Here is a 13,285-nt window from a genome sequence, read left to right on the forward strand (position 1 = left end):
GCGTGGGCGAGCTCCCACTCATCGCGCCTTAGGTAGGCCGAGGCCATCGCGACCTTCACTCGCCTGATACTGGTGGTGACGACTGCGCCAATCTTGAGGAGCTTGAGGCGGATCGTACCACAGGTGGCAGGGGCGAACTGGGTGAACCTGAGGCCGATTCGGCGCAGCGCACACAGATGGGTTGCGCGCGATTGCCGTTTTGCCCATCACCCTCTTTTATGCTGGCATTCCCGGCTTTGCCGGGGGCTTTATAGCACATATTTTCTGGTGCGATTAGGCAATCATTGGTGAACTGGCGGCAATCGGTCGAACAAATGGCTATTCTTAAGCCTGTTTTGACCACCAAAAGTGTCCGTCAGAGCACTTTTGTGCCGTTCAGCCGCAGGCTTGCCGACATTGACCTTTCATCGGCAGTATAAAGGATCTGCCCCTTCGGAGCGACCAGCGTGCGAATCACCACTTCGCGCGATGTGCCTTCAAAGGCGATGACGGGCCTTGTAGGATCGCCGTGGCATTCCAACTGGTCGATCACGATCGGCCCCTGACCATTATTGCCCGCCACGATGATGTGCGCAAATCGTGGTGAACGACTGATGATTCGGCCATGACGCGTGCTGCTGTCCCACAGTTTTAAGCTTTCGCGCGCTCCGGCGATATCAACTTGGGTGATCCTGCAATTGGCGCCCTTGCAGTCTATCCCAGCGTCCGAGACATTCCGTATCACGCCATTCTCGATTAGTCCGTCATCGTGTCCGCGTTCGACCGAGATACCGTCCGCGTTGCGATAGCGTCTGCCCTTTTTCATAACGAGGTTGCGCAGGTCAAAGCGAGTAATTTCCCAGTCGCGGCAGACATCCTCCGCCCCCTTGCCCCAAAGGCAGATTGCGGCGAAGGCATCGTTGGCATTGTCGATCTCACGCGCACCAACAAACTTCAGATTGTGGGCGCGCAGCCGACCAATCCGGTCAGTTGCGCGCAGGAAGCCCATGCCATAGCTGGAAGACCGGGCTTCCAAACTTTCAATACGATCGAGCAGGATTTCGGGCGCGCCGCGCATGACGATCATCGGCCCATAGCGTTCCAACCTCACGTCGGTGAAATGCACCGCGCCCATGTCCTTCGTGCCATTGGCTTTGATGCCAATCCACTTGTCGGACCACCAGGCATCGGACACGGTTAACGACTGGCCTGACGACATCTTGCGCGCTCCTTCACCGGACTTGCGCGGTGTGGTAATGCGTGGCGGTTCGGGCGGGAGGATTCGGCCATAGGGTGCGGCTAGAGCGGGAACGCTAAACGTGAGACCTACAGCGCCTGCCACTCCGCAGACACGTCCAAATTGGCGCCTAATGATCAAAAAAATCTCCTGTCTTTATCTGCACCTGTCCCCGTTTTTAGCCCAACAATCATATTGCATGAACCGCGCCTTTCCTCTATCCGCAAGGCCTTGGTTGGCTACCCCCCCCCATCAGCTGTAGACGGTCTCGGGCCAGTCAAGCGCCGCATCGGAATAACCGAGGAGGGGGTTGGAGCACCCCACCTTGTATGGATCGGCGAATGTAAAATAAGAAGACTGACCGGTTCTGTCCGGATCGAGTATATCGCTGGACCGGATGAAATCTGTCACGATCGCCTCAGGTTCGGACGTGACGTCGCGCTCGGTTAGTTTGTCGGTCAGCTGCAAGACCAGCGGGTTTTCCATCGCCAGAATCTGCCCGCGCGAAAACGGCCCGTGACGCCGGACGGCAGCACTCGCGAAATCGGCCAACTCCCTCGGGTCGAAATATTCATTCGGGAAGCTGGAGCGGATCAGGCTTTCCACCGCATCGTTCGCGCTGATGCCCATGGTATAGACAGAGGATGCGGCGACTGTTCCTGCACCGGCCAGAGCGCCGCCCACGAAAGTTCTTCGATTTATCGTCATGGCGCTGCCTCGTTCACATTTGCTTCACAAGCTTCCTGCCCTATCTCCTGCTCGCAATGCATGGGCGCTTAGAGTTAGTGTCGGGTTGGCCGGTGCCCCTGTCGGGAACAGCGAACTGCCCAAGACCCGCAGGTCGCGCCATCGATGATGCAGACCGTCTTGGTCGGTAACGCTATGCGCCGGATCGTGGCCGATCACGGTCGTACCCTGAATATGACTTTCGGTCGGGGCTGGGCCGTCAAGCTCGATCCAATCAACGGGAAGCGAGGCGAAAATCCGCGCGAGGTCCTGATCTGCCCGCTCCATGGCCTTACGCGCATAGTCGCCGATGCCACCGAAATGCACAACGGAACGGGGATCGGCGTCGCTGCCAGGCGTCACTGCATTGGCTTCATCCGGCAGATCCTCAATCACCAGACGGAACGGCAGGACTTGCCGCCAGCTTCCCGCTTCAAGTCGCATCTGTCCGACGCTGCGGGTTTCGATCAATGCAGCAGCGGTGGTGCGTCGGCGCTCCTCGTCGGCATAAAGCGGGTAAGCGATGCCTGTGACGTAGCTAGAGCCCTGGAAGCTATCCATCCCGTCGAGATAAACCATTCCCGCAATGCCGAGCTGTTCGTGGAGGCGGCGACCGCTCAGGAGGCTGGTATCTCCGGATTGCTTGATCAGGGTCGCATTGAAAAATCCATTGGCGCCCAGCACAATTTGATCTGCCCGAATCTCGCCAGTGTTGCCATCAGCCGCGCGCCACGCAATGGCACGGGCCGCACCCCCCTCGGTCAGTACCGCTATCGCTTCGCAATCAAAGACGCAGCTGACACGAGGATCGTCATAGGGTGCGGAAAGATCGCCCATGATCGTGAACTTGGCCTGCACCGGACACAAGTTGCAGACGCCATTGCCGCAACATTGCGGCCGTGTCGGTGTGGCGCGGCTGGCGCGAGCTGTAGGCATGGGCCCAATAAGGCCGGGCCAGGCTTTCGACAGGGCCACTTCGGGCAGGCTGGGCCGGTGAGGCGGGAGGGGGTAGGGCGAGGTGCTTGGTGCAAGGCGGTTCCGAGCGCCCGAGATCTGCATCATTTCCTCGGCTCGGGTGTAATAAGGCTCTAGGGCATCATAGCTAAACGGCCAGTCCATGCCTTGTCCAAAGCGGGTTCGCATTTCGAAATCGGCAGGCAGCATTCGCGGCGTGTTTCCTGTCCAGCAATTGGCCGAACCGCCGAATCCCGTCGAGAAGCGCCATTTCTTGTTCGGATCGCCGATGGTCCTATAATAGCCGTCAGCATCGAATTCCGCGTCCTTGCGGCGCTCGATCCGCTTAGCGTGCGGGACATTGCCGCCGCGTTCCAGCACCACGATCTTCAGGCCCGGCCGTGCGCGTGGCAGGATCGCGCTCAGGAAGAAGGTGGACGCAAAACCCGTGCCTATTAGTACGATATCGGCGGCATCGGGTATTCGCCCGGACGGCAGCGACTGCATCACTTATTCAAGCTTTGGCCGCCGATACCCGCTGGAGTCGATGTCGGGCGCGCGGCGGGATGAGCCAGGCCATCGATCGGCAAATGCAAATGGCGGCAAAGCTGGAGAGCCGCACGCTTGACCCGGCTCTTGGTGGATCGCTTTGGCGTGCTCCAACCCGCACGGTGGACATGACGCCGATTGGCTGCGGGGTCGTCCGGCCATACCATGCGCTGACCACCGATGCTCAACACGGGCCGGCCGCTCAGCCGTGCGATATCCTCGGCCTGTTTATCCTCGCTTTCGATGAAAAGGCTTGTCCCGCTTTCCTGATAGACTCTTGCTTTGAAAGGGGCGTGGGCTTTTAGGCGGCGGCGTTCCTCGGCGCTGGGAAGGTCGATCATCCAGAGCTTCCCGTATTCGATGCCCGTCGTCTTCAGCCACGCCTCGGTCTCGGGACGATAGCGTTCGAGGCGGCTGGTTACCACATGGGCGACCTTCAGCTTGGGGATATAGAGCGGACGGGCGGTCGAGACGAAGCGTTCGTAGCGCAGGCCGTCGTCATTGTCGGCAGGATCGGGATCGTGGCACAGCACGCCGTCGATGTCGAAACAGGTATCGGCGATACGTTTGTGCCGCATCATATTCCATTCGAACATGCGCGGTGTGCTTACTGTCTCGAAGATGAGGTCGAACCCGTGATGAGATTTTTGCGTTCCATAGATTGCGCAGACCAGCACTTTGTCGCCCAAGCCGACTGCATTGATCTCGCGGCGGATTTGAGCCATGGTCTTGCCGGTGGCGACAGTATCGTCGACGACCAGCACCTTGCGTACGTCATTGCTCTTAGCGCTTACCGTGTGCTTGGAAGTTCGCCCGATGCGCCCGGCCCCGCCGTTCAGATAGCAGTCAAGCTCGACGATGGGGATGTTGAGGTGGAGCGCGAGCATGGAACCGGCAAGCAGGCCGCTACGCGGGATACCCACGATCAGGTCGACATCTGCGGGCACCTTCCAGGCACCGGTCGCAACTGACAGACTTAAATCTCCAATAGAGCGGTATTGCATGAGATCCCCCCAAAATCAGGTGCTATTCTTACCGCAGATCGTGCTATACCGCCAATACCGTTAAGTCTAAAATCGGGATTAACCAGGAAGTGGCCGCATAGGGAAAATTCGAGATAGACGCTACCGCTTCCAATCAAAGCCTGAAGTTGAAGGCAGCCGGCGGCGCGATCGTGACGATCGCGACCCAGGCCACTCGCTTCTTGGTCCAGATCGCATCGACGATCCTCTTGGCGCGTCTGCTTGCGCCCGAGGATTTCGGTGTCTATGCGATGACCGCGCCGGTTGTCGCGATTATAAATCTAATTAAGGACTTGGGCCTGACCCAAGCGATTGTGACGTCAAGCACGATCAGCAAGCCGTTGCTCAGCGCCATGTTCTATGTGAACCTAGCTCTGTCGGTTGGGATCGCCGCGGTGATTGCGCTTGCTGCGCCGCTGGTCGCTACATTCTATGACAATGATGCGGTCATCCCCGTGGTCCAGTTTGTCGCACTGGGCGTGGCGATGAACGGTACCTCTTCAGTGCATCGCGCCATCCTGACGCGCGATCTGCGTTATGGCACGCTTGGCCGCATCGAGATCGTGTCGGCAGCGATGGGGGTGTTGGCAGGACTTACCCATGCGTGGATCGCGCCCAGCGCGCTGGCGATTGCGACGGTCAATGTCGTCACCGGCTTCGTACAGCTGGTCCAGTCATGGACAATGACGCGGTGGATGCCTGGGCGGCCTGGCAACCGCACCCGCGTTTTGGAGATGCTAAAGTTCGGGGGAGGGCTGACGGGGTTTAACCTCACTAATTTCTTTGCACGCAATGCCGACAATGTGATTATCGGCAAGTTCATCGGAGCAGGCCCACTGGGCTATTACGACCGGGCTTACAAGTTGATGCTGATGCCGCTGCAGCAGATTAACGGGCCGGCGGGCCGGGTGATGATCCCGATCATGTCACGGCTCATGAACGAGCCGGGGCGCTATCGCTTCGCGTATCTGCGGGCGCTGCGTATCCTGCTCTTGGTAACTATGCCGATCGTCTGCTTCTGCATCGCTAGCGCTTATGAGCTGATCCCGTTCCTGCTGGGACCACAGTGGACGGCGGCGTCCGATGTCTTCGTGTGGCTTTCAATCGCCGCGCTCCATCAACCGTTGACGGCAACGATCGGCTGGCTGTTTATCACGCAGAACCGCACCGGCGAATTCGCTAAATGGGGCGTAGTGAATGCTGTGACGTGCGTGATGGCCTTCATGGCGGGGCTGCCGTGGGGAGTCGTTGGCGTGGCTGCCGCCTATGCGATTTCCGACCTTGTTGTCAGGATGCCTGCGGTCTGGTGGTATGTGGGCCGCAAGGGGCCTGTCGACACTCGCGATCTCTTCCAGCTAGGTCTGGTTTACGGCATGACGGCATTGCTTGTGCTCGGCGGTCTGCTTCTGCTTCGAATGGGGCTATTGGCAATCGGCTGGCCGGTGATCGTGATCCTTGTGGCGATGGCCTGTGCAGCATGCGCTTTGTATTGGTGCATTATCGCCCTGACAGCTTCCGGCCGTGCGACTATAGGGGAAGGGATCGAACTTGTGGTCCAACAGTTCCGCAAAAGGTTCGCGCGACACCGTGCGTGAGCCAGTATGGGATTGCATCAGCCAGGAGGCTAGGTGACTAACGTCGACTTCTCTGTCGTAATACCGGTGCACAACAAGGAGCGACACGTCGTGCGGTCGGTGCTTTCGGCGATTTCGCAAAGCCATCCCGCGAACGAGATCATCGCCATTGATGATGCCTCGACCGACGGCTCGATGGCTGAAATCGCCAACCTTGGGGCACTTATCGTCACATTACGCCGCGACGAGCCGGGACCGGGCGGATATGCGGCCCGCAACCTTGGTATCGAGAGTGCGAAGTCCGAGTGGATCGCTTTCCTAGATGCCGATGACAGCTGGGCACCCGATCACCTGGAAGGCCTGGCCGCTGCTATCCGGCGCGCAGATGGCAAGGCGGTCAGCGCCTTCAGCGGCTATGAAATTTTGACCGAGACGCTGAACTTGAAGGACTGGTTCACGCGCGCAGGCTATCCGGCGGGCTGTTTCGACACGCTCGACATGCTTAACAAGTGGCTGGCAGGCGGTTGCCCGTTCTGGACCGGTGCGGTCGCGATCCGGCGGCAGACGCTGCTGGATATCGGCATGTTCCCGGTGGGTCGGGTGCGGCGCGGCGGCGACCGCGACCTGTGGCTGCGCACAGTGCTGGCCGGGTCGAGCGCCTATAGCGGCAAGCCGACCGCAGTGTACCACAAGGACAGCGATAACATGGTCACCCGTCAGGTGAAATTCGATTTCCGTGTGGGGTTGATGAGCACTATCGACGAGAGGCTCAAGACCGAACCGCCCGAGATCGCGGAGCGCTTGCAGCAGATCGCCAATCGCGAGATCTACCAATATGTGCTCAAGGCTTGGAAGGACGGGGACAGGATCCACGACGACATGGTGCGCGGCCTGACCATCGGCGGCGGCCTTGGCTATTACGCGCGGGTCCAGGCGATGCGGAGGCTTCCCATGCCCTTCAGTCAGGATTTCCGCCGCAGGATCATGCAGCGCCGCGACTTGAAGCGGCAGCAATATGCCGCGGGCGAGGCCGCGCACCGGGCCACTGCCGCGAATGACTGACATGCCCGGCCCAGACTCCATTCTTTTCACCGTCGTCATTCCGCTACACAACAAGGGCCCGCATGTCAGGCGCGCGGTCGACAGCGTGTTGGCGCAGACCCATCCCGCGTTCGAGATTGTCGTGATCGACGACGTGTCAAGCGACGATGGTCCCGATCAGGTTCTCGCCATCAAGGACGAGCGCATTCGCATGATCGCGCGTGATACGCCGGGGCCGGGCGGTTATGCCGCCCGCAACGCCGGCATTGCGGCGGCCAGGGGTAATTGGATTGCCTTTCTCGACGCAGATGACAGGTGGGACGCCGATCATCTTGCGCAGATCGCGCGATTGGCAGGGCCGGAAATCGGCTGCGTCTTCACCGCGCACCGGATCGAGCCTGTCGGCACGAAATTCCCCACCAACGTGCAGACAGCGAGGTTGATCGGGCGCGACCTAGGCGCTGACGACATCATCGCCGCATGGCTGGGCTCGCGCCGGTGTCCCTTGTGGACCGGCGCGGTCGCCGTGCGGCGCGACGTGTTGGAGCGCGTCGGCCCGTTTCGGGAAAAGGGTATTACGCGCGGAGGCGACAAGGACATGTGGCTGCGCATCGTTGCGGCAACCCAAAGCCGGTTTGGTCCAAGACCTACGGCGTGTTTTTATCAGGATACGGTAAACCGCGTCTCCAATTCGGCGGCGCACACAAGGCTGCCCGCGATCACCGGAACAATCGACCGGTTGGTGGCGCTGGGCAGTCTCGATCCCGAACTTCTGCGCGGCCTCAAGAGCCAGGAAGTCGGTCTCTATATTCGCTACAGCCTCGGCAAGCGGCAGCCGGTTCCGCTGGGCTTCTTGCGTTCGCTACGGTGGAGTGCACCTTCAGACTGGCGCCATATCGCGATGGTCGCCGCCAGCCTCCCGTTCCATCTTTGCGCGAAACGCTGACCAGCCCGTCCGCTCGATCATTGCCAAGCTAGCCAGTTTGTTGATGTATCCGTCCGATCCATCGGTTCCGATCACTTTAGCAGGAAGCCCGACGGCAACGCCATTGTCAGGCACATCCTTAGTTACGACAGCATTCACACCAATGGCGGCGCCGCGGCCGACATGAACCTTGCCGATTACTTTTGCGCCCGAACCGAAGAAGACTTCGTCACCAATGATCGGAGAACCTTCGCGTGGCCCCCGGTTCATGTATCCCAGCATTGTCCCGTGGGTGATGTTGACGTTGCAGCCGATCACGACATCGTGATGCACGTAGATCCCGCCGAAGCGGTTAATGAACAGGCCCGGACCGACTACGGTCCGCTCGGCGATGGCAATACCGTATTTGTAGCGGGAATGAAGAAGGCGCCATTTGAGCAGCGGATACAGCATCTTCGCGGCTGCGCCCGATTGCGCCCACACGCAGGCGCGCAGCCACACGGTGTAGTTGAAGCCCGGCGTGAAAAAAAAATGCTTGACGAAAGATTTGGCCGAAACGCGACCTTCGTATCGAAACAAGTCTGCGGCTAGGTAGGCCCTCAATCGAAAAAAGTTGAGCCTTTGCATGTCATTATTCCTGCGTTGGTTTAGCGCGTTTCGTGCGGTCAGATTCCGACGGCGGGGCCGGGCGTTGCTTTGTCCGAGGGCGATTGTTTCCAGCCGGAAGGCGGACTTGGCTGCGGGGGCAGGTTCTCCCTGGCACCCCCCTCTGCCCGCCGCGCTAAATCGAAGGCAAACAGGCTGACGCCGCAAAGCAGGGCATAGAAGACCAGCCCTTCAATCATCCAGAACGGCATGGTCGCCATGTTGAGCAGCGTGAAACCAAGATGTGAGGCGACGAAGATCCAGCTGAGCGGTGGACCACACCGCCATGCGATCGTAATCATCCACGCCCACAGCAATACCATCAGCGACACGCCCGCGATGCCAAATTCGAACACGGTCGATACCAGCGTATTGTGGGCGTAGAGGTTAAAATAATCCTCCCACGCATCTGCTCCGAAGCCGACGAATTTCTGGAGCGTCGGCGCCTCGGCCCAAATTTTCAGATACTCGGCCCAGATGAAAGCGCGTCCAGACATGACCTGCCGCTCCTCATAGGTAAACGCGCCGGGATCCTTGAGAGGCAGACCTGGATTCTGAAGGAGGATGGTCAGCGTTTCGAACCGCTCGGCAAACAGCGACAGGACGATCGGCACGATGCACAAGATGGCAAGGCTGACGACTCCGATCGCATAGATCTGTTGGTTCTTCACCACCTTGCGCATGCCGTTCACCACCAGCAACGCGATGATCATCGGTACCATCGCACCCATGGCAGTCCGGTAGTTGGCGAGGATCACGCCAAGCGCGCAGACCGCGGCGACCAAGAACTGCAGCTTGATCGAAATGCGCTGGTTCATCGAGACCGCGAGCAGAGTGGCCATCAAGAGCAGAGAGAAGCTGGCTTCATGATTGTAGCCCCCGATGTAGGACGCCGATCCGTCTCCCTCGCTCGCCTTCACCACGCCAAGCCCAAGGCTTTCGAGCTGTAGCACGACAGGCAAGAGCAGGACCAATAGCAGCTTGCCCAGAAACGGATCAGGCCCTTCGGATCTGCAGGCATCGTGCACAGTCAGGGCAAGAATGGCGAAATAGCCGTATTTCAGTATGGTCTCTACGCTTTCGGGAATTCGGTCATTCACCAACCCGCTGATCGCAATCACGCAAACCAGCGCCAGTACCGGCGGCAATGCATAGGACAGCATCTTGCTGCGCCGCACGATGAAGCTGCCTGTTCCTATGACGAGACAAGACATCAATGCATTCCAGCTAAGTCCGACGCCTGATGGCGAGAAGGAGATGAACGGCGCTGCCGACATGCCGAGCCGGATCGCTACCGCAATCAGCACGAAGGCGCCGGGCGCCGATCTGCAGCGTAGCGCTAGGAAGATCGCCAGCACGGCATAAACAAAAAGGCTAGGGCCCAGCGCATAGCCGGGCAGACTGGGGGATGTGCCACCGGAATTCATGCCGCCACTCCTGTCAGATCCTGTCGCAAGCTTTTGGCAAGTCAGCAAAGCTCCCTGTAGCAACGGGCCGTGGCGTCGGCGATGGCATCCCAGTCAAACGTACTGGCCCCGTCCCAGTTCGATGTGTCGAGATCGGAAAAGTCGGACGGGTTCAGCTTGCCGGCAAGCGCCTTCGTATCGCCCACCGGAAAGTAATGACGGTCAGGCAGGCCGAGATCGATGTTAGCATCGATGTCGCTGAGAAGCATCGACGCGCCGAACGACAATGCCTCCAGCGCCGAAATGGGCAGCCCTTCGTGATAAGACGGCAGGATGAACAGCGCGGCGTTGCGATACAGGCTAGCCAATTTCTCGCGGGGGACCTGGCCCGTGAAGAGGACGCCGGGTCCGGCTGCCCTCCTCAGCTTTTCCGAATAATCCGAGCCATGCATCGATGCGCCCGCAATGACGAGAGTTTTGTCGCTACCGCTCAGGCGGTGCGCATCGATGAGATAGTCAATCCCCTTTTCCGGCACCAGCCGCGCGGCAACCAGGAAAAAGTCCTTCTTAGTCAGCCCGAGACTTTGGAGGACTGCCTGATCGTCCTGATTTTTTCCTGCAAGTTGTGACACGCCATTCGGAATATAGGCAATCTTGCTGGCAGCTTCCGGGTATCGCATCTGAAGCTTGCGCTGCAGCGAAGGCGATACGGCGACGACTTTATTCGCGAATCGCACGCCCAGCGTTTCGCCAAGGCGGAGCGCCGCCTTGGCGAAAATGTTCCACTTTGCGCGCTGAAAATCCTCGCCGTGATGGGTAACTAGGACTCGCATACCCATAAGGCGGGCCAACGGGGTAAGAATTGCGGGACCTATTGCGTGAATATGCAGTGTATCCGCTCCGTTGCGGCGTGCCTTCAAGACCGAAAAGAAAGTGGCGACAATCGCCTCTGAATGCTTGCCGGCCGGCGCATAAACGGACGTCACGTTTACGCCGTGATAGTCGAAGTCACCCGAGATAAAGGGTCGCCGGCCGATGACCTGTATCGCGATATCGGGATTGTTGACTACGATGCGCGGCATAAGTTCCTCGCAATGCGTTTCCACTCCGCCCAGAACGTTGGGTATTCCACGCAGGCCGACGACCGAAACCCTCACTGAACCCGGCCTCCATTGGCGGCGAGGTTCGAAGTTATAACCTGCCAAAAACCGAGGGTGCTTCTTTCGACCGAGAATTCCATCGCGCGCTCACGGGCGAGCTTACCAAGATTGTTGCGTAGGTCGCTATCGTGCAACGCGGTAATGGCGCGCGCCATCATGTCGACCGCTCCGCATTCGACTAGCATGCCGCCTCTGCCACGCGATGGTTCGCCCGAAACAGCCACGGTTTCGAGTATTTCGGAAGGGCCCGACGGGCAATCGGTTGCAACGACGGGTTTTCCCAATGACATCGCTTCGACCATGGCGTTCGGAAATCCCTCTGCGTCCGATGGAAGAATGTATGCATCGCAGCGGCCGACTACCGCATAAGGATTTTCAAGGTAGCCGCAAATCCGTACGCGATCGACCGCGTCGAGTTCGTGGACCAGGGCTTCAAGCTCGCTCCGCAGCGGACCATCGCCCAAGACGAAAAGCTTGCCTCGCGATGAGGTTGCGACAAAGGCGCGAATCGCTAATTTTGCATTTTTCGTCGGTACTAACCGTCCCATGGTGGCCCAGTCACCCGGCGCGATCTCGAACGGGGCGGGCTGAATCGCCAAGTTTGCTATATTATCGATGTCGAACGGATTGGGTATCACCGTCACTCGATCAGGCGATACGGCGAAATCCTTGACCAGCGTGTCTTTTACCCCCTGCGAAACTGCAATGACGCCATCTGCGCGTGGATAGAGCATGCGTACCAGGAAGCGGCTGACAGCATTTTTCCCGCCGCCGGCAAGATGAGCGGTGGTGTTGACTCGCTCACTGACAATCGTCCTGCATCCATACAGCCGACCTGCGACAATCGCTGCAAAATTGGCCCGGGTGAGGAAGGAAATGCAGACAGCTGGTCGCAGTTCTCTGAATAGCGCGCAAAGCCCCTTCACCCCGGCAATGAGATTAGCTTTGCTATCTATGCGATAGACCTTGATCCAGTCGGGCAGGACATAGGCCTCGAATTGCTCGTTATCGAGCAGCGCAACTGCAAAATCGCATTGGTCGTGAAAGCGGGTAAGATTGGTGATAAGAGTCGTAAAAACTCGCTCTGCTCCCCCGCCAGCGAGCGAGTTGATGACCAAAAGGCATGTTGGTCGTTCAAGTGTCAATGGTACGGTTCCGTTCTTTTGCGCTTTTCAGGCGAAAGCAATGTGTAGGAGAAACGCGGGCGGGTCGGACTATTCATGGGACTGATCCGGGCGATTTTCGAGTAAGCGGACGGCAACCGGGCGGTGATCGGAATGAAAGCCGTGACCCACAGATACTCTAGCGGCATGCCATCGTGGAGATGCATAGATATGATCGATTGCAAAGAGGGGAATCGTCGGCAGGCCCGCGATCTGTGATGGATAGCTGTGATCACCGAAGCTGACCCTCCGGATCGGAAACATAGCTTGATCCATTTTAGCGAAGGCGAAGCTGTACGGTGTCATGTTGAAATCGCCGCCGATAATCAGGTCTTCCTTACCGAGCAGGGCGAAAAGTTCATCAAGACTTTTGACGATCTGCTGTCGGTTGCCAATTGGACTGTCGCCGCGATCGACGTGAATCGATGCCACCGTTATCGGACCCAAGTCGGAAGCGCCCACAATTTCTCCAAACACGATCCGAGGGCCGGCTAACATGCCGCGACTGTCGCGGATGCGATAGCGGAATTCCCGAACGGGCAGGCGTGAGAGGATAGCAAGGTCGCAGCCTGTCGGACAGTTAGAGCGGAAGGGATAGGCGCGTTTCAGTATAGTGTCCGCCTGGCTTAACAATGGCCCAGCTTCCTGTAATAGAACGATATCTGCGCCGCTGGCTGCAATCGCACGGGCTGTTTGCTTGGGATGGTCCTGATGCCTCCATGCGTTGAGGGAGAGCACGACGATGCCGGGACTGTCGGGAATTGGCGCCTGCATGGCACTCAAAAATACCGGCGCCACTCTTTCAACACTGCAAAGTGCCGCGAGCCCGGCCATCGCTAATACCAACCGATCATAGCGAATCGAAAAGATGCACAGGATAACGGCCGCTGCAATGATCAGTGGG

General features: G+C 58.8%; 12 protein-coding genes and 1 pseudogene. 3 read left to right on the forward strand and 10 right to left on the reverse strand.

Going from position 1 to position 13,285, the window contains the following annotated elements; all coding sequences use genetic code 11:
- From AC4FIJ_RS15670 to AC4FIJ_RS15690, 5 genes and pseudogenes are all read right to left on the reverse strand, one after another.
- Positions 1-176: pseudogene (locus tag AC4FIJ_RS15670) on the reverse strand (transposase); the annotation flags it as partial.
- 179 nt (positions 177-355) lie between these two features.
- Positions 356-1,198 (reverse strand): hypothetical protein, encoded by an 843-nt coding sequence (locus tag AC4FIJ_RS15675; protein ID WP_490337579.1) that lies wholly within the window; start codon positions 1,196-1,198, stop codon positions 356-358.
- Between the two features lie 270 nt (positions 1,199-1,468).
- Positions 1,469-1,900 (reverse strand): hypothetical protein, encoded by a 432-nt coding sequence (locus AC4FIJ_RS15680; RefSeq protein WP_490337580.1) that lies wholly within the window; start codon positions 1,898-1,900, stop codon positions 1,469-1,471.
- A gap of 48 nt (positions 1,901-1,948) precedes the next feature.
- Complete coding sequence (locus AC4FIJ_RS15685; protein ID WP_490337581.1) at positions 1,949-3,403, reverse strand: GMC oxidoreductase; 1,455 nt, start codon at positions 3,401-3,403, stop codon at positions 1,949-1,951.
- Positions 3,403-4,449, reverse strand: a complete 1,047-nt coding sequence (locus AC4FIJ_RS15690; protein WP_490337582.1) for a phosphoribosyltransferase — start codon at positions 4,447-4,449, stop codon at positions 3,403-3,405. Before AC4FIJ_RS15690 ends, AC4FIJ_RS15685 begins: the two co-directional genes overlap by 1 nt.
- Before the next feature lie 146 nt (positions 4,450-4,595).
- On the opposite strand from AC4FIJ_RS15690, the gene AC4FIJ_RS15695 reads away from it, so the two are divergent.
- The 3 genes from AC4FIJ_RS15695 to AC4FIJ_RS15705 are packed head-to-tail and all read left to right on the forward strand — an operon-like array spanning position 4,596 to position 8,028.
- Entirely contained in the window at positions 4,596-6,062 is a 1,467-nt protein-coding gene (locus AC4FIJ_RS15695) for a lipopolysaccharide biosynthesis protein (protein WP_490337583.1), read from the forward strand.
- Between the two features lie 33 nt (positions 6,063-6,095).
- The gene (locus AC4FIJ_RS15700) at positions 6,096-7,103 is read left to right on the forward strand and encodes a glycosyltransferase family 2 protein (protein WP_490337584.1); all 1,008 of its coding nucleotides are present in this window, start codon (positions 6,096-6,098) and stop codon (positions 7,101-7,103) included.
- Between the two features lies 1 nt (position 7,104).
- Positions 7,105-8,028 carry a glycosyltransferase family 2 protein gene (locus AC4FIJ_RS15705; RefSeq protein ID WP_490337585.1) on the forward strand — a complete coding sequence of 308 codons (924 nt, stop codon included), beginning with the start codon at positions 7,105-7,107 and terminating at the stop codon, positions 8,026-8,028.
- Here the strand turns inward: AC4FIJ_RS15705 and AC4FIJ_RS15710 are convergent.
- The 5 genes from AC4FIJ_RS15710 to AC4FIJ_RS15730 form a co-directional block, all read right to left on the reverse strand.
- Entirely contained in the window at positions 7,963-8,634 is a 672-nt protein-coding gene (locus AC4FIJ_RS15710) for a serine O-acetyltransferase (RefSeq protein WP_490337586.1), read from the reverse strand. The genes AC4FIJ_RS15705 and AC4FIJ_RS15710 overlap by 66 nt on opposite strands.
- A 38-nt stretch (positions 8,635-8,672) precedes the next feature.
- Entirely contained in the window at positions 8,673-10,079 is a 1,407-nt protein-coding gene (locus AC4FIJ_RS15715; protein ID WP_490337587.1) for an O-antigen ligase family protein, read from the reverse strand.
- Positions 10,080-10,120: 41 nt separating this feature from the next.
- Positions 10,121-11,215, reverse strand: coding sequence for a glycosyltransferase family 4 protein (locus tag AC4FIJ_RS15720; RefSeq protein ID WP_490337588.1), 1,095 nt, complete (start codon positions 11,213-11,215; stop codon positions 10,121-10,123).
- Positions 11,212-12,363: a glycosyltransferase gene (locus tag AC4FIJ_RS15725; RefSeq protein ID WP_490337589.1), complete on the reverse strand. Its 1,152-nt coding sequence runs from the start codon at positions 12,361-12,363 to the stop codon at positions 11,212-11,214. Before AC4FIJ_RS15725 ends, AC4FIJ_RS15720 begins: the two co-directional genes overlap by 4 nt.
- Before the next feature lie 69 nt (positions 12,364-12,432).
- Positions 12,433-13,285 (reverse strand): endonuclease/exonuclease/phosphatase family protein (locus AC4FIJ_RS15730; protein WP_490337590.1); only part of this gene is annotated, 853 nt, incomplete at its 5' end.

Source organism: Croceicoccus sp. (assembly GCF_983967925.1).